We start from the raw sequence: 20,058 nt of genomic DNA, 5'->3' as shown, positions 1-20,058 counted from the left end.
TATAGTAAATTACCTGCAATTAACCAGCATATGCAAGATCAAAATTTTCAGAACCACGCAAAGTATTACGGGGCCCACCACTTTGTTTTTTACCCAATTATCCTGGCAGGTGGAATTTTCAGCGGGATGGGTATTTCAAAATACCCTGAGCATTCCCGTGAGTGGATCGCTATTGCAATTTTATTTTTCCTGGTGGGCTGGCTATCTTTTATGCTAAGGCAGCATTATTCACTGGGAAACCAGGACAGGATTATCCGTTCGGAAATGAGGCTACGATATTTCATGCTTACAGGCCAAAGCCTTCAGCCACTTGAAACGCAGCTAACCTTTAAGCAACTGGCCGCACTTCGTTTTGCAAGCGATGAAGAATTACAAGAGCTCATACAACAAGCTATCCAGGAAAACCTTTCGCCCGTAGCAATCAAAAAAATGATCAGGAATTGGGTACCCGATCATATGCGTGTATAAGTACGGCAAATTAAATTATGCAATACCAGCAACTGGGAAAATCCTCCCTCCAGGTCAGCAGGGTCGGGTTTGGCTGCATGTCGCTCCAACCTGGCCAGCAAGATGTGCAGCAACTTTTGCATGCTGCCATAGAACGGGGTATTAATTTTTTTGATACTGCCGACCTCTATGAAAAGGGGCTGAATGAATTAGCAGTGGGTAAATCATTAAAAACCAAAAGGCAGCAGGTAATACTTGCCACAAAGGCAGGAAACCAATGGCGGCCTGATGGCAGCGGATGGGATTGGAATCCACGGAAGCCGTATATCCTTTCAGCTGCTGAAAAAAGCCTCAAACGATTACAAACGGATTATATCGATCTCTACCAATTACATGGCGGGACTATTGAAGACCCTATTGATGAGACCATTGCGGCATTTGAACAACTGCAGCAGGAAGGTAATATCCGTTATTATGGCATTTCATCAATCAGGCCCAATGTTATCCGGGAATATGTCCGGCGGTCAAATATTACCAGCGTAATGATGCAATACAGCCTCCTGGACAGGCGGCCGGAAGAAACCTGCCTTCCTTTACTGCAGGAACATAATATCGGCGTATTGGCCAGGGGAACGGTGGCTGGCGGGTTGCTCGCTGGCAAGCCACCTCATAATTACCTGGCACATTCAGCAGCAGTTGTAGCCCAAGGAGCAGCAGCAATTAAAAACCTGGCCGGCCAAAAGCGAACCGCAGCTGGATTAGCCATCCAGTTCGCCCTCCAACAGCCAGGCATTACTGCTGCCATAATTGGCATAAGAACCCTTCAGCAGTTGACAGAAGCTGTTGAAGCAACTGGATTAGAGCCCCTAAGTCAAAATGAAATGCTAAATCTTCTGAAAGCCGTTCCAACACTGATATACAGCGATCACCGGTAACAAGTGCCAATAAATTTTACAAGGTGTTCAAAGTGAGCATGATAATTCATTTCTCCTGGCAAAATGCAGTCCTTTTACTACCATAAAAGGAGAAGTTGCAACATTGATCCGGCCCGGTATTTGGGCAAATTATTACCTCAACCTTTTGCTATGTCTAATATCTCCACAGAAAAAAAACTTCACCTGCCACACAGGAAATTAAATGTCGGCAAGAAGTCTACCGCGCCAAAACTGGCCAAGGTACTACCGATTAATCCATTTGCCAACTGGATAATGCCGCCAGCACCTAAATCGTATATTAAAGCAAAAGACCGGGATTGCCTGTAGTTATTCGTCGCCGTAGAATTCGAGCAGGGAAGCAAAATACACGTCATTCCAGCCTTCAACGATGTCGTCATAGGCTTCGTCAGGGATATTTGTATGCCTTAATTCCACTGAAGTGCCCTGTGCATGCGGATGAAGTTTGATTGTAACAATTGAAAGCTCTTCTTCGTCTCCCCCAAAATACCATTGCTGTACAATTTTCTTACCGGGATCAAATTCAATATTCAACCCAACGATACTGTCTTCCCACAAACTGAATTCAGAGCCCGGTATTTCCGACATTACAGCTGGCTCACCCGTCCATAATTGCAGCGTCGCCGGGTTGGTCAGCGCTTTATAGACATCCTCTGGCGGTGCTGGTATGATGTAATATTTCTTGTAATCCTTCATGTTGTTTGCTTACCGTAAAGATACTTTAATTAGTTCCCGGTTGACCCAGTTTGTCGAGTAACCGGCGATAGTCGTATTGCAGGTCTTCGTGCAGGGAACCGATGAGTTTTTTGATTTTGGTTAGCTGGGACTGGTATAACTTGTCAATCACCGGCGCTTTCTTACCGGCCAGTCCCGATTCCTTCAGGTTCTGACAATAGGCCAGCAGCAATTCCACTTCAGCAGCTTTTGAGCCAATATAGCGGACCTGTTTGTTGGTATTGCGCAGTATGCGGCGAAGGCTCTTTTTAGCAAAATAAACCTGGGAAGTATTGATCCCTGCAAATTCAACCTCCATTTCGGCTTTGATTTCGCCAAGGTAACTGTTCAGGTTATGCGATTCAAAAAGCAGGTAAGTCACCAGTTCCTTATTCTCCTTTTTAAACTTCACCAGGCGCAGGCAGAGTTCTGCAACCTGTGCAGGCGGAAGTGCCTGAAGGGCTTCCTTGATGTCATAAACTGTTGCTGCTTTCATTTTCACGGTGTTAGGGAGGCGTGAAGATAAGGCGCCAATCCAAATAAAGTCCAGTACTTTTGCCGCAATGAACAAAGCGACTTATTCCCTCCCAAAGATACTTTCGGCCTTCAAAATTGATGCTCTGAATGCCATGCAGGAAGCATCCATAGCTGCCAATAAAGAACACGATAATATCATTCTTTTGTCCGCCACCGGTTCCGGCAAAACCCTGGCTTTTTTGCTGCCTGTCCTTGACCTGCTGGATCCCGCGAAAAAAACGACCCAGGCTATAATAATTGTGCCATCACGGGAACTTGCACTGCAGATCGAACAGGTATTCCGGACCATGGCAACCGGCTTTAAGGTAACCTGTTGTTATGGAGGCCATTTACGAGAAACGGAAGAAAATAATTTACTGGAAGCGCCGGCACTGATTATAGGCACACCCGGCAGGCTCTCAGACCATATCCGCCGGGGAAATATCCAGTTGGCCGGGATTGAAACTCTGGTTTTGGATGAGTTTGATAAATCACTCGAATTCGGGTTTGAAGAGGAAATGTCTTTTGTGGTTGGGTCACTTCCATCTATTAAAAAAAGGATTTTGGTTTCGGCTACAGAATCGCCCGAAATGCCCAAATTCATCAAGATGAAAGAGGCCGTAACGCTTAACTTCCTGACTGGTGAAGCCTCCGAGGCCCTGGCCATCCAATATGTGAAAAGTCCGGATGTCGATAAACTCGAAACCCTGTTTCGCCTGATCTGCCACCTGGGTAACCGGTCTGCAATCGTCTTTTTGAATTTCCGCGATGCTGTCCAGAGAACCAGCGATTACCTGAAAGACAAAGGCATTGTGAATGTGTTTTACCATGGCGCCCTTGAGCAACCAGAGCGGGATAGTGCCATCTGTAAATTCAGGAATGGCACGTCAAATGTCCTGGTAACTACCGACCTTGCTTCGCGCGGATTGGATATACCGAATATCAGGTACATTATCCATTATCACCTGCCCTCGTCCGAGGAAGTATTCACACACAGGAATGGCAGGACTGCCCGTATGGAGGCCAGTGGTACTGCTATCCTCATCCTGGCTCCCGGTGAAGAATTGCCTGAATATATAAGCGGTAACACGGTCGAGATTGAAATCCCCGAACAGGTAGAGATCCCTGAAAAGCCAAAATGGAGTACCCTGTTTTTATCCGCTGGCAAAAAAGATAAAATCAATAAAGTAGATATCGTTGGTTTCCTTTCACAGAAAGGCGAACTTAAAAAAGAGGACATTGGCCTTATTGAAGTAAAGGACTTTATTTCTTTCGTTGCAGTCCGCAAATCAAAAGTGAGCCACACCCTGCAATTGATCAAGGACAAAAAGATCAAAAACAAGCGCGTGAAAATTGAAGTGGCGAAATAGGCCATTAACCTTATAACTACGCGATATGAAACCATATGTAATTTGCCACATGCTGGGGTCCGTTGACGGGCGTATCAAACAGGATATCTGGGGATTCAAAGACCACCATAAATATTTTGAGGAACCCGCTTCAAAGATCAAGGCCGATGCCTGGCTCGTCGGCCGGAAAACCATGCAGGAATTTTCCAGCAAAAAGACCTTTCCCGCCAATAAGGGCAGGATCAATATCCCTAAAGAAGATTTTGTTGCGGAACAAAGGTCAAAAACTTTTGCAATAGTAATTGATCCTACCGGTAAATGCTATTGGGATTCGAATATGGTGTCCACTGAACAGGTGATCGAAGTGCTTACCGAGAAAGTAACAGGTTCTTACCTACAACACCTGCGAAGTAAAAATGTGTCTTACATTTTTGGCGGCAAGGAAGAACTTGACCTCAAACTGGTACTGAAAAAATTGAACAAACTATTTGGGATAAAGCGCCTCCGGATCGATGGTGGCGGGCATGTTAACGGATCTTTCCTGAAGGCAGGGCTCATTGATGAATTCAGCCTTGTACTGGCACCGGTAGCGGATGGCACCATTGGTGCACCTTCAGTATTTGAAGTGGAAGAGGGATATGGAAAACGCAGGGCAACCCACTTTAAACTGAAATCAGTGAAGAAAATTTATGGCGATTTTTTATGGATCAGGTACCTGGTTTTTAAAGGGAAAGCGCAGTTATAAAAAAGGCGACTACCTTCCGGTAATCGCCTCGTATTGGTTATGGGTTATTCTCTATGATCCACAACTGATACAACCGTCCTGCATGGTGCACACTGCACCTTCTGCAGGTTCCGGGTCAACTGGTGTTGACAGCGGGTCTGCTGCTTGCTTTTCTACCGTAAACTGAACGGCCTGGGTTGCTGCCTGCGTGCGCAGGTAATACATGCCGGTTTTCAATCCTTTTTTCCAGGCGTAAAAATGCATGGAGGTGAGCTTGGAGGCAGTTGGGTTACTAACGAACAGGTTGAGGGATTGTGACTGGCAAATAAATGCGCCGCGATCTGCTGCCATATCAATTAGTGTACGCTGGCGGATTTCCCATACTGTTTTATACAATTCACGAAGCTCTTCCGGAATTTCAGGGATATTCTGAACAGATCCATTCGCAGTGATGATCTTGTTCTTCATATCATTATTCCATAGTCCAAGCGCTACCAGGTCTTTCAACAGGTGTTTGTTTACTATTACAAACTCCCCGCTTAATACCCGGCGGGTATAAATATTCGATGTATACGGCTCAAAACATTCGTTATTTCCAAGGATCTGTGAAGTTGAAGCGGTTGGCATTGGCGCCACCAACAGGGAGTTACGTACACCATGCTGCATTACTTCTTTTCTCAGTGAATCCCAGTCATGCCTGCCGGAAACATTCACTCCCCATAAATCAAACTGGAACATTCCCATCGATAAAGGTGATCCGGGGAAGGTTTCGTAAGCACCTTCTTTCTTAGCCAGGTCCTTGCTCGCGGTCATCGCGGCAAAATAAATGGTCTCGAAAATATTTTTGTTCAGCATGCCTGCCAGTTCAGATTCAAATGGCAAACGCAGCAATATGAATACATCAGCCAGTCCCTGTACACCCAATCCAATCGGGCGGTGGCGAAGGTTAGAACGTTCTGCCTCAACAACAGGATAGTAGTTTACATCAATCACTTTGTTAAGGTTGACTGCTACCTGGTAGGTTACTTCATACAGTTTCTCGAAATCGAATTTTCCATCTTTCACAAACCTTGGAAGGGCCAGGGAAGCGAGGTTACAAACTGCTACTTCATTGGCATCGGTATATTCGATGATCTCTGTACAAAGGTTGGAACTCTTAATAGTACCCAGGTTCTGCTGGTTTGATTTGCTGTTGGCAGCATCTTTATACAACAGGTATGGTGTTCCGGTTTCTATCTGCGCATCAAGAATGGCAAACCACAATTCCTGTGCCTTGATCGTTTTTCTTCCGCGGCCTTCTTTCTCATATTGCTCATACAAATTCACAAAAGCAGCACCGAAACAATCTGCTAATCCTGGTGCCTCATTCGGGCAAAACAGGGTCCAGTCACCATTCTCCTCTACCCTTTGCATAAACAGGTCGGGGATCCACAGGGCATAAAACAAATCCCTTGCACGCAGTTCTTCCTTACCGTGGTTCTTCCGCAGGTCGAGGAACGAAAACACATCGGCATGCCATGGTTCAAGGTATACTGCAAATGCTCCTTTACGTTTACCACCGCCCTGGTCTACATAGCGGGCTGTGTCGTTGAAAACGCGCAGCATGGGGATGATACCGTTGCTGGTGCCATTGGTTCCGCCGATATAACTTCCGGTTGCGCGGATATCGTGGATAGCCAGGCCAATACCGCCTGCGCTTTGTGAGATCTTTGCAGTTTGTTTCAGTGTATCATAAATACCATCGATACTGTCTTCTTTCATGGTCAGCAGGAAGCAGCTCGACAATTGCGGCTTTGGCGTTCCTGCATTGAACAAGGTTGGTGTTGCATGCGTAAACCAGCGCTCACTCATCAGGTGGTAGGTTTTGATCGCCTGTTCCAGGTCGTTCTTATGGATGCCGATGGCAACGCGCATGTATAGGTGCTGCGGACGTTCTGCTATATTGCCATTCAATTTCAACAGGTAAGATTTCTCAAGTGTTTTGAAACCGAAATAATCGAACCCGAAATCACGGTCGTAGATAATGGTGCTGTCCAGTAATTCAGCATTCTCCTCAATAATCTGCATCACATCATCAGCCAGCAGTGGCAGTGATTTGCCGGTAACAGGGTCAATATACTGGTGCAGTTTACGCATGGTTTGGGAAAACGATTTTATCGTATTCTTATGCAGGTTGCTTACAGCAATCCTTGAAGCCAGCAGCGCATAATCAGGATGGCGGGTTGTTAGGGATGCAGCTATTTCTGCTGCAAGGTTATCCAGTTCAGTGGTGCTCACCCCATCATAAATACCCTCAATGGTTTTCATAGCCAGGTCAATAACATCGACAATCGGGCTGAGGCCATAGGATAGCTTCTGGATCCGGGCAGTAATTTTGTCAAACTTAACGGACTCTTTCAGCCCGTTTCTTTTGATGACGAACATAGGTTAGTGTTTATATAGTAAGTGTAGTAAGTTTAAAAATCTTCATCCAGGGAAAAGGATTGTCCTGCTGCGCCGGTCATCACGCCTGATTTCTGGTAATCACCCACCCTTTTCTCAAAGAAATTGGTCTTACCCTGCAGGGAAATCATTTCCATAAAATCAAATGGATTGGTGGCGTTGAACATTTTGTCATAGCCCAGTTCAGATAACCATCGGTCAGCCACAAACTCAATATATTGTTGCATCAGGCGGGCATTCATACCAATAAGGTCCACCGGTAATGCCTCAGTGATAAATTCTTTTTCAATGGCAACCGCATCGCTGATGATCGCAAATACCTGCTCCTGCGTTAATTGCTGCGAAAGCATTTTATACAGCAGGCAGGCAAATTCACAATGCAGTCCTTCATCACGGCTGATCAGTTCATTACTGAAAGTAAGTCCAGGCATGAGGCCCCTTTTCTTCAGCCAGAATATTGAACAGAAACTTCCGCTGAAGAAGATACCTTCCACAGCAGCAAAAGCCACCAGGCGTTCTGCGAATGTGCCGTTCTCGATCCAGCGCAAAGCCCATTCTGCCTTCCTCTTCACAGCCGGTACGGTATCGATAGCATGAAACAACCTGTCCTTCTCTACTGGGTCCTTTATATAGGTGTCGATCAGCAAGGCATATGTTTCAGAATGGATATTCTCCATCATGATCTGGAAGCCATAAAAACAGCGGGCTTCCGGCAGCTGTACTTCACTCATGAAGTTCACTGCCAGGTTTTCATTCACTATGCCATCGCTTGCAGCAAAAAAGGCCAGGATGTGCGAAACAAAATGACGTTCTCCATCATTCATTCCTGCCCAATCTCCCAGGTCAGCAGAAAGGTCGATTTCCTCTGCCGTCCAGAAGCTGGCCTCGTGTTTTTTATACATTTCCCATACACGGGGATATTTAATTGGAAGAATCACAAATCGATCCTTATTTTCCCTCAGTAACACTTCATTTTCGGTCTGCATAGCGACTTTGAATTTTTTTATCCATTAATAGCCATTAGAACAGTCGATAATCCATCCTGTACTTATGGTATAAATACAGAAAAACATCTACGGCTGTATCTTAATCGGGGGGGTCCAAAAAACAGATCGCTCCGGCAGGTTCCTGATTTGTAATAAGACATTACGTACAGTTGCCCTTCATCCAGTACCGAAACAAAATATCCTGATGAACGGGAACGAAAATATCGGGAAACTGAAGACAAAAGGATTTTTGTTTTTCACACCTGTGGATAGATAAAATTCATAATAAATTAACAATTGTCAAATGCTTGTTAACAGCGCAATCCGGGCCGACAATCCCCGTGAAACCCGCCACAGGCGGGATAATATTTTAAAAAATGATAACGGGCGGGCTTTTGCAGGGTTTTCTTAATTTGATAATTCGCCGGCAGACCTGGCTTTATATACAATTCTTATCTTGCCCCCCACATGATTAGTTTGTCAACACTTACCGGGAAAGTCAGCCGGACGCAGCTATCCAATATTGCCCTGGCCTCTTTTGCCTCATTTTCGACCTATTTCTGCATGTATGGTTTTCGCAAAACCATTAGTGCCACTACATTTGATGGCATAACCACCCTTGGGATTTCCTTCAAATCGGCCCTGGTCATCGCGCAGGTCCTGGGCTATATGACAGCTAAGTTTATAGGGATCAAATTCATTGCAGAGCTCAATCCCGCAAAAAGGGGGCGGTATATCTTAACCCTAATCGGGGGCGCCCACCTTAGCCTGCTTTTACTGGCACTGGTTCCGAAGCCCTGGAACCTGGTCTTCCTTTATACTAATGGCATGTGCCTGGGACTTATATGGGGACTGGTTTTCAGCTTTATAGAAGGCCGCAGGTATACCGATTTTATCGCCCTCATCCTGAGCATCAATTTCATTTTCAGTTCGGGAGTTGCTAAGAGTATTGGGCGTACCTGCATTGAATCCTGGGGTATCCCGGAAATTTATATGCCCTTTGTGGCCGGATGCCTATTCCTGCCCCTTCTTTTCCTGTCGGTATATTCCCTGGGTCGCATCCCGCCACCAAGCCCGGAAGAAACTACCCAAAGAGGAAAGCGGGAAGCCCTTGATGCCCTGGGAAGGAAGGCCCTGGTAAAAAAATTCCTGCCCGGACTGGTGGCTATTATCCTCATCAACCTTTTGCTGACCATATTGCGCGATATAAAAGACAACTATGCCGTTGAAATAATCCGAAAAATAAGGCCTGACGCCTCTCCGGCAATCTTTACCAGGATGGAAACCCTCGCCGCGATGATCGTATTTGTCTTGCTGCTCACGGTATCAGGACTATCCAGCCATTTTAAAAGTATTAAAAGGCACCACCTGGTTATTAGTGGCGGGTTTTTAGCCATAGGAATCTGTGCTATATGCCTCTACCTGAAAACCGGCGATGCCATTGCCTTGCTGGTCACCTATACCATCGGCTTATATGTCAGCTACAATACCCTCCAGTGCCTTTTTTTAGAGCGGTTTATTGCTGCCTATAAGGTGAACGGCAATATCGGGTTCTTCTTTTACCTCATGGATTCCATCGGTTACCTGGGCAGCTGCGTGCTTATCCTGAATAAGGAATTACTTAATTTCCATACCGACTGGCTACCATATTTCATTTATGTCAGCGGAATTTTCGCGGTGATCGGATTGGGTGCGGTAGGGTTCAGCTGGATTTATTTTAAAAGGAAATACCAACAAGTACAAACCATCCAGATAGGTTTATGAATAGCAAACACTATGATTGTATCATTACCGGCGCAGGTGTGTTAGGGAGTTTTCATGCCTACCATGCTGCCAGGAAAGGATTAAAAGTATTGTTACTGGAAAAGGACAGCCAGCCTACAGATGCCACTGTACGAAACTTTGGTATGGCGATCCCTTCGGGACTTAACCAGGGGAAATGGTCCGATTACGGAGTACGGAGCCTCGAAATTTATAAGGACATCCAGTCTGAATTTGACCTGTCTGTCCGGAAAAACGGCTCAATGTACATCGCATCAGATGCTACCGAACTGACCTTGCTGGAAGAACTTTCCGCAATCAACAAAAAGATGGGTTACCCTTCTGTTATAACGGGAAAGGAATCCTGCCTGGAAAAGTATCCGGGTCTAAGGGCTTCCTATTGCATGGGCGGATTATTTTTCCCGGAAGAAATTACGGTTGAGCCAGACCGTATGATCCACCGGCTGATTGCATTCATGCAGGAACAGCTCGGACTCATTTACCGGCCTTATTCCCTTGTTAAGTCTGTAGTCTACCGGAATGACCGCTGCTTCGTGGAAACCAGCGATGGCAGAGAATTCACAGCAGACAAGGTGCTTATCTGCAATGGGCGCGACTTTACTTCATTGTATCCTGAATTGTTTGCAAAAAGCGATATAGTGGTCACCAAATTGCAAATGATGCGTACCTCACCCATGACAGATTTTGTTTTACCTGGTGCAGTGCTTGGCGGGTTGAGCATACGGCGGTATGAAAGTTTCCAGGAATGCCCATCCTATGAAAAGCTCAATGCAGCCACCATCAATGAACAGTGTAAAAAATGGGGGATCCATGTGCTATTTAAACAGGCAGCAGACGGTAGCCTGATCATTGGTGATTCACATGAATACGAAGACGCAAGGAATGCCGACCGGCTTGGTTTCGATGTGAAGCAGGTTATCAACGATATCATACTCCAGGAAGCACAACGGATTTTTGACCTGCCGCACTGGAATATCACTACGCAATGGAATGGATACTATGCCCAGCGGAAAGAACACGACATATTTATGGAAACGGCCGATACCAACACCTGGATAATTACTGCCATCGGCGGCAAGGGAATGACCGTTAGTGCCGGACTCGCGGAAGCCAATATCCATAAAATTTTTGCCTGAGTAGCGGTCTGATTACGGGTACACTAACTTAATTATCAGCTAAACTTTTTTCGAGGTAATTGTTCAGTTTAGTTTTTAATTCATCCAATCCGGCTACTGGCATACCTTCTATCTTGGCTGCTTCATCCCAGCGCCGCATCCTGATGTACAATTCGAATAAGGGGTCTTGCTCAAAGGCCATGGCTTCCACTTCCGACATCCTGCCCCCCTGGAATTCGAGGGTGCGCTTGCTTGCTTCTGACAATTGTCCGTAGTACCCGGGGTCTTTAAAGGTCAGGTACCTTTTCGCATTAACATGGGAGGCAATGAGCTTACACATCCTGTCGCCAAGCCCCAATGAACGCAACCATCCAGCCCCGACTTTCTCATGCTCCATCATGCCATAATGCAGTCCATCGTTGCCAACCATGGTGTCTTCCTTATTATCGATGGGTAGCAAATGACCAATATCGTGCAGGAAGGCAGCCAGGATAACTTCATCATCATACCCTTCACTGGCAGCCAGTTCCGCGGCCTGGTACATATGTTCCAGTTGTGATACTTTTTCACCGGCATATTCGTCTGCGCCATATTGCTCAAACAGGGAGAATATCTCGTAACTAATGATTTGCGGGGATGCCATTATTTACTGGTTTATTTTTATTTTAAGGGATATCCAGAGGCTGCGGCCAACGCCGTTAATCCCCGACCCGTGGGTACGATAATCTTCATCCAGCAAATTCTGGAGCCCAAGGTTCAGGTCCGCAAATGACCAGCTGTATCCACCATAAAGGTTTACAACATTCCAACCCGGCGTGCCGCCTTTTGGAATGCGGTTATCCTCCATATCGCCCTGTGCCAGGCGGTCCTGTTTTCCTGCCAATAGCCATTCAGCGGCTGCGTGCCATTTGTTTTTGGTATAACCGGCCATCAAGCGTCCGTAAACCGGGGGAATCCGCCGGATAGGCTCACCTTTTGTTTTATTGGTACCCTGCTGCCAGGCAAAATTTGCCGAAACCCAAAAATAAGACAACGGAGAATATTTAAGTGATGCTTCGACCCCATTGATTTCCGCCCGCTCGGTATTTTCTTTCTGGTAAACTGGGTAGCCATTTATGGAATCAGTACCTACCCTGACCCTGGTGATCAGGTCTTTAAGCTGCAAATTAAATACGCTTGCAGTTCCCTCCAGTTTCCCTGCTATGAATTTGTAACCCAGTTCGGTATTCAGTGATTTTTCTGGGCGAAGGTCATTTGTGGGTACTTCATAGCGGAAATCAACGATTCCCAGTGTGCCCATATCATCAATATTGGGTGCCCGGAACCCGTTACTCAAGGAAACGAAAACCTTGTGCCTGTCGTTAAGGTGATACATAACCGAAGCATTACCTACCAGGGTACTGGGATGAAGGGTAACCACACCCAGGCTTGTATCATTTAGTTTGATGTTGAACAGGTTAAACCTTCCTCCTAATTCGGCAGAGAACCGTTTCCAGGATAAATGGTGTAAGGTATAGATTGAATAGTTACCATACTTGGATCCTGTTGGATACAGGCCCCTTAATTCTTTTACAGTTCCGGTCGTTTCATTGATATCCTGCCTTTTACTGGTAACACCATCATAATATAATTCAATACCCGAATTTGCGGTCCAGTTTTTTGCAAGCTCGCTATACAGGTCAGCAGTTAAGCCAACAGTATTCACTTCATCCCATTCCTTCCTGGTTACCGGGCTGTTATTCCTGCTGCTTTCCCGGCCTTCAATGGTTTGCTGCCAGGAAGCGGTTATGCATAACTGTTTTGCGAAGGACTGCTTGCCATTGATGTTGAGCCTGGCATAATTCAATAACCTTTGTTGCGGGTTGGTTTCATTTATGCGATAATTTTCAAGCACTACTTTATGATAAACCGGAACATGGTTTTGTTGCAGGAACTGGTGTGCAATGGTGAGGGTTGTATTTTCGGATAGGCCAAATTTCAGCCTGGCGTCCCAGGCCATTTCATCGTAGGCGGTCGGGGTTTGTTTGCCTGTTGTATCACCACCAATAATATCCCCGAAATTGCGGCAGCTCAGTCCAACCTGCGCTGCCATTTTCCCTGCGCTATAGGACATTTCAGCCCTTCCGGTCTGTTCCATTCCCCCGCTCATCCATTTTCCTGTTGCACTTGCTTTCCAGCGCGGAGCTGTAGCCGAAAAAACAGGTTCCTTTGTAAACACCTGTATCACGCCGCCAAGTGCATCTGATCCATACTGAACCGACCCGGTTCCTTTCGCCACTTCAATGTGGTCAACGCTAAAAGCATCAATAGTATTCAGGTATTGGTTGGGCCCATAGCGAAAAGTGGAATTATTCAGCCTGATCCCATCAACCAGCACCAGTAACTGGTTGCCGGTCAGTCCGCGTACGAAAGGCGACCCCCCGCCATGGTTTGTCTTTTGGACAAATACGCCATTTAATCCGACAAGCACCTCCGGGGTAGTTCTTGGCTGGTAGGTACTGATGTAGCGACCCGAGACTCTTTCAACCTGGTATGGTGTTTTCAGCAGGGACTGTTTTTTCCGTAGTGATGTCACCACCACCTCTTCCAGTTCTAAAGCTATAGTGTCTTGCTGTGCGAAAGCCGGTACCGCCGAAAATGCGAATAAAAAAGGGATAACTGTTTTCCTCATTTTTCTGCTTCTTCTTTAACCTGCAGGAAAGCACTGCGGCGTGGTGCAGGCATTACACTGTTCTCACCTTTAACTGCTTTCCAGATTACTTCACTGAATAACAAGTCCGGAACCCGGTCTTCCTTAGAGAAATCAAAACCCGCGCTTATCCTGGCACTTTGGGTCGTCGCTGTATTCTTTTCGGTGATGTCAATCTTTGGCAGTACAGAAGCAAAACCAGATGGATTCGGCTGGTGGGCAAAACAACGCCACATTGGCTCTGCAGCCGCATCGTACTGGCTCATTGGTGGTAGTCCAAGGATAAGTTCGATAGTGCGGAGCAATGAGGAAGTGGAATACATGGTATGGTCTACAAAATGCCGCTTTACATAACCCCCTGCCACATACGTAGTACTCCTGTGTGCATCAACATGGTCCGGCCCGTTCTGGGCATCATCTTCCACTACAAACACCACCGACTCGTTCCATATGGGGCTTTTTGACAAATGCTCTACAAAGAGCCCTACAGCCCAGTCGTTATCAGCACAATGGGCGAATGGTGTTGGCCTGCCCAGCGACAGTCCTTCGGTATGGTCATTTATGATACGTAATGAATTGAATTGCGGTACGGCATTAACCAGCACCATGGAATCAAATTCCCGGGCCCACTGGTTATAGCGTGTGGTATCACGAACCGATTGGTCCCAGCTGGTATAATAGGGGCATAAATGATTTTTCAGAACGGGAATATTGGGTTGGTAATCATCGGCAAACTCACCGTAGGTGCGATAGGTTACCCCGGCTCTTTTGCAGTAATCCCAGATAAAGCCTTTACCCGGATTGGCGATTTCGCGGTTACCTTCAGCATCATAAGAGCCGCCGCGGCCACCATAAGAAGTCGGCCAGTTTTTTTCCAGGTAGTCATTCGCGTTAGCAGAGAGGCTCCAGTTATGCCCATCGGCACTTACTTCACCATCAACATAGAAATTATCGAGTAATACGAACTCCTTCGCAAGCTTGTGAAGGTTGGGGGTGATTTTCTCGCCGAACAAAACCAGGCTGGTATCTCCATTACCTTCTGGTATATCACCCAGCACCTGGTCGTAAGTACGGTTTTCCTTGATAATATAAAACACATATTTAATCGGGGAAGGATCGCCAACTTTCATGGGAACCGGGTTCCCGGTTTCACCCGGTGATTCCAGTTCGCCTTTTTTCGTATAGGGCGTATTTTGGTAAACTGCCCTGGAATATTGAGCAAGTTGCGTTGCATTAGGGACATCAATTATACTAAGGGTCCCTTTCATAAGTCCCCCGATGTATTGGACACCTGATGCATTTTCTTCATCACCTTCCTGGTATTTTACTTTCTCTTTTTTCACTGCGGGATTGGGTCCGCGTGGATTGGCAAAAGAAGTGAACCCTTTACCATTACTCACAAAGATTTTTGATCCTTTCACTTTCACGTTAGTCGGATACCATCCGGTTGGTATAAAACCAAGGGAATGTGAGGCGCCGGGTTTGGTTACATCAAAAACTGCGAGACAGTTATTGTCGGCGTTAGCAACATACAGCGTCTTTCCATTAGCTGAAAGTGCCAGTCCGTTACTTGCTGAACCGGTTGGTGCATCCGGATATAAAGCAGTATTCAACACTTCAATCACCCTTCCCTGCTGTACGTCGATGACAGAAACACTATTGTCATCACCATTCGCAGAAAAAAGGAATTTGCCGTTGCTGGTAAGTAAAAGTTCATTCGGGTTTTTGCTCACAGGAATTTTCCGGGTAATCCTTTGCAGTTCTACGTTGTATTGCCAAACCTGTGCGCCACCCCAAACAGAAATAAAAACTGATTTCTGGTCAGGGGATAACAGGCATGCATAACCTTCGCCGCCCAACGTAATGGACTTTATGATTTTTTTTGTCCTGAGGTCAATGCAATAGAACTGGTTATTCTCTTTGGTGACCACATACATTTCATTTCTCTTCGGATGCAGCGAAATACCAGCAGGGGAAATTTTTACCGGCCATTTTTCACCCAATATGATACTGTCCGTCTTTACCAGTTTATTGTTGCTGATAGCATACTGCCAGATAATATTATCATTGCCGCCGCTGGCATACAATGATTTTTCATCAGCGCTGAAACATAGTCCGTACCAGCTTTTCGGGATTACTACTTTATCCAGCAAACGTTCATTCACGGGATCAATTAGTTGTATGCTTTGCACGCTTTGTCCGTTATTCGTTGCCGCCATATATTTTCCGGAGGCGCTTAATACCAGGTTGAGCGGAAGGTCACCCAGGGGAAGCGATCGGCCTGCAGGAGAAAGGTGCCAGCCGTTGGGCAATCGTACACGGTCATGGCCGGGTTTTGCAGCAGAAGCCGAAACCTGCGCAAAGGCACCTGCGGAATTAATCAGCAGGTAGCCTGCGAGGCTCAATAAGTATTTCCGCATAATTAGTTGCTTTTTGATTTATAGTGATTTTTACGAAGCTCATCTTCGTTGTCCATTTCAGGTCCCTTTTGTATTTTTCTCCAATCAATGCCCCTGTTGTATTTGGACATGGCTTTTGCAGGATCAAATACCCTTTTATCGGGGAAGACGAGCTCGTAAGTGCTAAAATCAGGTTTGTCAGTAAAGAAATCCTGCATTAAGCTGGCTGTTACATCATACTGGTTCACATAATGAACCCCCAGGATATTATAGATCACTTTTAAGAGGGAGCCGAAATTGGCATGCTGGTTGGAAACATAACCATGCTTCACATACGGACCTGCCATCAAACAAACACTGCGGTGGGCATCAATATGGTCAACACCGCCCTGGGGATCATCTTCTGTAACGATAACCAGGGTGCTTTTCCAATAAGGGGTGCGCGATAAGAAATGCAGGATACGACCCAGTGCCAGGTCATTGTCTGCCATGAAAGAATGAACATAAGGGTAGCCGTCATCCGGACGGATATCTGCCCCATGGTCATCAGGTAACTGTATGGTGACAAGCGAAGGCATGGTGTCTTTTCCTTTCAGCCACATTTTGGTAAACTCGGTCTCAAACTGCTCCATCCTGAACTGGTCGGGAATATCAGTGTTGAAGCCCGCATAGTTATGGCTGGTACGGCTCCAAAGGGCTTTCTGCATGGGCACCATTACAGCATGACCGCCACCGGTAGCGGTATCATACCATTCTTCCCGGTTATGGGCGGTTTCATTAGCCTCACCAAAATTGTAAAAAGAAACTTTGGATCTTTCCATCGCTTCCCATAAGCCACCGATCTCTGCATAATCTTCGGGATCAATGCTGCCACTGGTTCCAGGGTGACGACGGCCTGGTGCCGAAGAAAATACTTTTGCGGTTTTACTAACGCTGGAATTAGTCTCTACCCATTCATTCGGGATAACCCCAACCATCCAGTGGTGGCCGTGGATGGATGCATCGCTGTCGCAATAAAAATTATCGCTGAAAGCAAAGCCCCTGGCAATTTTATGGTGGTTGGGCATAATATCGGCATTCAATACCGTATCTGTCTTACCATAGACATTTACGCCAACTCCGTAACGCGCAAGGGTAGCATCGCCTTTAGCCATTGACAGCTGGCCAAACACTTCATCATAGGTCCTGTTTTCCTTGGTTATATATACAATATGTTTAATCGGGCTTTTATACATGCCGGGTAATGGCGGTAATGGGTTGGATGATTTTTCTGCAACCTTTTCTGTGAAAGTATTTTCCTTTGACTGGCGGGTATATACAGCCAGTTGTTTGGCATCGGGCATTGGTATTTGCTGGAAGGTTGCCAGCTGGATATCGCCGATATAGGTGCCCTGTACAGGGTCAATAAAATTTTTCCCGCCATTTGGCCCTGCGCCATAGCCGCGGCAACTGATCACATAAATTTCTTTTTCATCAGCTGACAAGCGCACACGTGCAGGTCCCCATCCTGTTGGGATCAACCCTTTGGTAGTTCTTTTTTCCGCATCGATAACAGCAACTGCATTAAAACCAAGTAAAGCAACATACAGGGTCTTTTCATCCTTGCTCAGCGTAATACCAAAAGGCAGTAAACCGCGGTACTTGTCAATGCGAGCATCCACTTTTATGGGGATATGGGTAACAATCTTGTGCAACCGATAATCGATCACGGCAATATTATCATTGGTCGCATTGGTAACATAAGCATATTTCTTTCCAATGGCAATGGAATTCGGACTGGCACCGCCGACAACTTCAGCATCTTCCACCATCTGGCCGATCTGCATACCAGTCTTCAGCCTGAACAATACTTTGTTGGCCTGGATGTCAATACCATAAACACTCATGGCTTCAGCGGCATTCGGGCTGCCAAGCCCTGGTATTTGCCTTCCTTGAACTACAGTGCCTTCACGGGATTCCTTTGTATTGTCACCATATGGATGCCATGGGATCATGATGGAATCATAGTTCTCCGGTGTAGTCCCTTTGATCAGCGGATAGGCATACGCCCCCACATTCGCCACCAAGGCAAATTTCTGGTCGGGGCTCATGGCAATGCCAAATGGCAGGCGTCCTGTAGGTACGGAGGCCCTGATTTTACGGGTGGCCATGTCAATACGCACCATCCTGTAATTAGCCCGGTCGAGCACCAGCAACTCATTTGTTTTTTCATTAAACAGCAGGTCTGCGGTAAAACTATCTTCAAATTTTACTCCCTTAAATGTGCCGTCGAGGGATATGGAATCGGTGCGTTGCATCTTTTCCATATCGTAAACAATCACTGCACCGTTATCGCCACCGCTCAGGTAAAGTGTTTTCGAATCGGGGCCGATTGCAATACCCAGGTAAGACCCATGTGATAAGGGGGATACAATTTTCCCATCATAACTGGGCACCCTTGTTGCCTCTTGGTTAGCCAGGTTGATAATGGTAAAAACACCATTGTGAAGGGTAACTGCTTTTTTGCCATCGGGTGAAATTGCCATTCCAAAGGGGTCATGGGTAATGGTAATGGTTTTACCAGCCGGGCGGACCCAGCGGCCACTTGGCAACACACTTGTACCTTTTGTATCAATTATACTGTATTGATTAATACCAGGTACAGATAACATTTTTTTTTGCTGGGCGGCGGCAGCAAGTGCCAGTAAGAAGAATGCGAAGGTTACGCGTAAATTTTTCACAGTCGTGATTGATTTTTTATATACAACTAAGGGAATTTTTGGACCACATAAAGATAGCCTGTCTTAATCTAAAACAGGCTATCTTAATAATCATGTAACATATAGTTTTCCGGCGGCTACATATCAATACCTTCTTCGGCGAGGACTTCTTTAATAGCCTGGATTAAGCGCTTCACATCATCTGGAAAAATCTGACCGATATTACCAATACGGAAGGCATCGGTCTTGCCCAGTTTACCCGGGTAAATGATTAACCCGCGGTCATTAAGTTTCTGGTAAAACCTTTCGAAATTAAACTTCGGACTTTCGGGGTATAAAAAAGAAGTGATGATATGGCCCTGGATTTCAGGCTGCAGGTATTGTTTGAAACCAAGTTCCGCCATACCGGTATCCAGTGTCAGTTTGTTGGTCTTGTATCTTTTTTCACGGGCAGGAATACCACCTTCAGCAGCTAATTCTTTCATGGCCTGCCTGAACGCGAGGATACTTAGTGTTGGGGGTGTAAACCTGAACTGGCCATTGGCTTCCAGTCCGGCCCACTGGTCATACAAATCGAGGCTAAGGCTCCTTGCCTGGCCCTTGCATTTTTCCAGTTCAGATCTTTTGCAGATCGCAAAAGCAAATCCGGGAACACCTTCAATACATTTATTAGAGGAAGAAACCAGGTAATCAATTTTCAGGGCTTCTATATCCATTTCAACCCCGCCAAAGCTGCTCATAGCATCTACAATAAATATTTTATTGTATTTCTTACAGGTATCGCCAATAGCGCCAACCGGGTTGAATACCCCGGTTGTGGTTTCACTGTGGATGCAGGCGACATGCGTAATTTCAGGATGGCTTTTCAGGTATTCTTCAGTGGCAGCCGCAGTTACAGTTTCAGCTTCAGGAAATCGAAGCACCTGGTGCTGCAGTTGGTGGATGATGGCCATCTTAACGATCCGTTCGCCATAAGCGCCATTTGCAAGGACCAGTAAAACATCGTTTTTGCCAATCGCACTGCTGATCACACTTTCAATTCCAAAAGTGCCTGAACCCTGTACCAATACAGTTTCATACCCTTTTTCGCGGGAAACATGGCCAAGGCTCAACAGTTCACTCCTGATTTCCTTAACCGCATTTACAAATACATAATCCCTTGAACCAACGTCTTCCAGCATAGCCTCTTTAACTGTCCTGGAAGTAGTGAGCGGGCCGGGTGTAAACAATAATTTTTTCATAT

The 20,058-nt window shown here is 46.1% G+C and carries 16 protein-coding genes; 7 read left to right on the top strand and 9 right to left on the bottom strand.

Going from position 1 to position 20,058, the window contains the following annotated elements; translation table 11 throughout:
• Positions 1-30: 30 nt before the first annotated feature.
• The 3 genes from LAQ65_RS11085 to LAQ65_RS11075 all read left to right on the top strand — a co-directional run bounded on the left by LAQ65_RS11085 (position 31) and on the right by LAQ65_RS11075 (position 1,709).
• Entirely contained in the window at positions 31-468 is a 438-nt protein-coding gene (locus LAQ65_RS11085) for a DUF6526 family protein (RefSeq protein ID WP_224117032.1), read from the top strand.
• 17 nt (positions 469-485) lie between these two features.
• The gene (locus LAQ65_RS11080) at positions 486-1,382 is read left to right on the top strand and encodes an aldo/keto reductase (RefSeq protein ID WP_262901448.1); all 897 of its coding nucleotides are present in this window, start codon (positions 486-488) and stop codon (positions 1,380-1,382) included.
• Between the two features lie 150 nt (positions 1,383-1,532).
• Complete coding sequence (locus LAQ65_RS11075; RefSeq protein ID WP_224117031.1) at positions 1,533-1,709, top strand: hypothetical protein; 177 nt, start codon at positions 1,533-1,535, stop codon at positions 1,707-1,709.
• Here the strand turns inward: LAQ65_RS11075 and LAQ65_RS11070 are convergent, their stop codons facing one another.
• Both LAQ65_RS11070 and LAQ65_RS11065 read right to left on the bottom strand, forming a co-directional pair.
• Positions 1,710-2,096: an SRPBCC domain-containing protein gene (locus LAQ65_RS11070; protein ID WP_224117030.1), complete on the bottom strand. Its 387-nt coding sequence runs from the start codon at positions 2,094-2,096 to the stop codon at positions 1,710-1,712. It abuts the gene before it with no gap.
• 25 nt (positions 2,097-2,121) lie between these two features.
• Positions 2,122-2,610 carry a hypothetical protein gene (locus LAQ65_RS11065; protein WP_224117029.1) on the bottom strand — a complete coding sequence of 163 codons (489 nt, stop codon included), beginning with the start codon at positions 2,608-2,610 and terminating at the stop codon, positions 2,122-2,124.
• 67 nt (positions 2,611-2,677) lie between these two features.
• On the opposite strand from LAQ65_RS11065, the gene LAQ65_RS11060 reads away from it, so the two are divergent.
• A complete protein-coding gene (locus LAQ65_RS11060) occupies positions 2,678-4,000 on the top strand; it encodes a DEAD/DEAH box helicase (protein ID WP_224117028.1) in 1,323 nt (440 codons plus the stop codon).
• 25 nt (positions 4,001-4,025) lie between these two features.
• Complete coding sequence (locus LAQ65_RS11055) at positions 4,026-4,724, top strand: dihydrofolate reductase family protein (protein ID WP_224117027.1); 699 nt, start codon at positions 4,026-4,028, stop codon at positions 4,722-4,724.
• Between the two features lie 51 nt (positions 4,725-4,775).
• Here the strand turns inward: LAQ65_RS11055 and LAQ65_RS11050 are convergent, their stop codons facing one another.
• Positions 4,776-7,127: a ribonucleoside-diphosphate reductase subunit alpha gene (locus tag LAQ65_RS11050; protein ID WP_224117026.1), complete on the bottom strand. Its 2,352-nt coding sequence runs from the start codon at positions 7,125-7,127 to the stop codon at positions 4,776-4,778.
• Between the two features lie 32 nt (positions 7,128-7,159).
• On the bottom strand, positions 7,160-8,131 hold the full coding sequence (locus LAQ65_RS11045; protein WP_224117025.1) for a ribonucleoside-diphosphate reductase small subunit: 972 nt from the start codon (positions 8,129-8,131) through the stop codon (positions 7,160-7,162).
• 468 nt (positions 8,132-8,599) lie between these two features.
• Here LAQ65_RS11045 and LAQ65_RS11040 point away from each other — a divergent pair, with 468 nt between their 5' ends.
• Entirely contained in the window at positions 8,600-9,895 is a 1,296-nt protein-coding gene (locus LAQ65_RS11040) for a DUF5690 family protein (RefSeq protein ID WP_224117024.1), read from the top strand.
• Positions 9,892-11,049: a TIGR03364 family FAD-dependent oxidoreductase gene (locus tag LAQ65_RS11035; RefSeq protein WP_224117023.1), complete on the top strand. Its 1,158-nt coding sequence runs from the start codon at positions 9,892-9,894 to the stop codon at positions 11,047-11,049. Before LAQ65_RS11040 ends, LAQ65_RS11035 begins: the two co-directional genes overlap by 4 nt.
• Before the next feature lie 28 nt (positions 11,050-11,077).
• On the opposite strand, the gene LAQ65_RS11030 is transcribed toward LAQ65_RS11035, so the two are convergent.
• From LAQ65_RS11030 to LAQ65_RS11010, 5 genes are all read right to left on the bottom strand, one after another.
• Positions 11,078-11,671, bottom strand: coding sequence for an HD domain-containing protein (locus LAQ65_RS11030; protein WP_224117022.1), 594 nt, complete (start codon positions 11,669-11,671; stop codon positions 11,078-11,080).
• 3 nt (positions 11,672-11,674) lie between these two features.
• A complete protein-coding gene (locus tag LAQ65_RS11025) occupies positions 11,675-13,699 on the bottom strand; it encodes a TonB-dependent receptor plug domain-containing protein (RefSeq protein WP_224117021.1) in 2,025 nt (674 codons plus the stop codon).
• Positions 13,696-16,137, bottom strand: a complete 2,442-nt coding sequence (locus tag LAQ65_RS11020) for a bifunctional YncE family protein/alkaline phosphatase family protein (RefSeq protein ID WP_224117020.1) — start codon at positions 16,135-16,137, stop codon at positions 13,696-13,698. The genes LAQ65_RS11025 and LAQ65_RS11020 overlap by 4 nt, the downstream gene beginning before the upstream one ends.
• A 2-nt stretch (positions 16,138-16,139) precedes the next feature.
• Positions 16,140-18,836: a bifunctional YncE family protein/alkaline phosphatase family protein gene (locus LAQ65_RS11015; RefSeq protein WP_224117019.1), complete on the bottom strand. Its 2,697-nt coding sequence runs from the start codon at positions 18,834-18,836 to the stop codon at positions 16,140-16,142.
• Between the two features lie 116 nt (positions 18,837-18,952).
• A complete protein-coding gene (locus LAQ65_RS11010; RefSeq protein ID WP_224117018.1) occupies positions 18,953-20,056 on the bottom strand; it encodes a 2-aminoethylphosphonate--pyruvate transaminase in 1,104 nt (367 codons plus the stop codon).
• Positions 20,057-20,058: the final 2 nt, after the last annotated feature.

This window comes from Flavihumibacter profundi (genome assembly GCF_020076305.1).
GTDB lineage: Bacteria > Bacteroidota > Bacteroidia > Chitinophagales > Chitinophagaceae > Flavihumibacter > Flavihumibacter profundi.
The sequence above is the reverse complement of the archived record's forward strand: the minus strand, read 5'-3'. Positions and strand labels throughout refer to the sequence as shown.

What these genes read in the sequence shown, in the direction of transcription:
- LAQ65_RS11055 (WP_224117027.1), top strand. Translation starts at nt 4,026, where the DNA reads ATGAAACCATATGTAATTTGCCACATGCTGGGGTCCGTTGACGGGCGT.
- LAQ65_RS11025 (WP_224117021.1), bottom strand. Translation starts at nt 13,699, where the DNA reads ATGAGGAAAACAGTTATCCCTTTTTTATTCGCATTTTCGGCGGTACCG.
- LAQ65_RS11020 (WP_224117020.1), bottom strand. Translation starts at nt 16,137, where the DNA reads ATGCGGAAATACTTATTGAGCCTCGCAGGCTACCTGCTGATTAATTCC.
- LAQ65_RS11035 (WP_224117023.1), top strand. Translation starts at nt 9,892, where the DNA reads ATGAATAGCAAACACTATGATTGTATCATTACCGGCGCAGGTGTGTTA.
- LAQ65_RS11045 (WP_224117025.1), bottom strand. Translation starts at nt 8,131, where the DNA reads ATGCAGACCGAAAATGAAGTGTTACTGAGGGAAAATAAGGATCGATTT.
- LAQ65_RS11030 (WP_224117022.1), bottom strand. Translation starts at nt 11,671, where the DNA reads ATGGCATCCCCGCAAATCATTAGTTACGAGATATTCTCCCTGTTTGAG.
- LAQ65_RS11080 (WP_262901448.1), top strand. Translation starts at nt 486, where the DNA reads ATGCAATACCAGCAACTGGGAAAATCCTCCCTCCAGGTCAGCAGGGTC.
- LAQ65_RS11050 (WP_224117026.1), bottom strand. Translation starts at nt 7,127, where the DNA reads ATGTTCGTCATCAAAAGAAACGGGCTGAAAGAGTCCGTTAAGTTTGAC.
- LAQ65_RS11085 (WP_224117032.1), top strand. Translation starts at nt 31, where the DNA reads ATGCAAGATCAAAATTTTCAGAACCACGCAAAGTATTACGGGGCCCAC.
- LAQ65_RS11065 (WP_224117029.1), bottom strand. Translation starts at nt 2,610, where the DNA reads ATGAAAGCAGCAACAGTTTATGACATCAAGGAAGCCCTTCAGGCACTT.
- LAQ65_RS11040 (WP_224117024.1), top strand. Translation starts at nt 8,600, where the DNA reads ATGATTAGTTTGTCAACACTTACCGGGAAAGTCAGCCGGACGCAGCTA.
- LAQ65_RS11070 (WP_224117030.1), bottom strand. Translation starts at nt 2,096, where the DNA reads ATGAAGGATTACAAGAAATATTACATCATACCAGCACCGCCAGAGGAT.
- LAQ65_RS11010 (WP_224117018.1), bottom strand. Translation starts at nt 20,056, where the DNA reads ATGAAAAAATTATTGTTTACACCCGGCCCGCTCACTACTTCCAGGACA.
- LAQ65_RS11075 (WP_224117031.1), top strand. Translation starts at nt 1,533, where the DNA reads ATGTCTAATATCTCCACAGAAAAAAAACTTCACCTGCCACACAGGAAA.
- LAQ65_RS11060 (WP_224117028.1), top strand. Translation starts at nt 2,678, where the DNA reads ATGAACAAAGCGACTTATTCCCTCCCAAAGATACTTTCGGCCTTCAAA.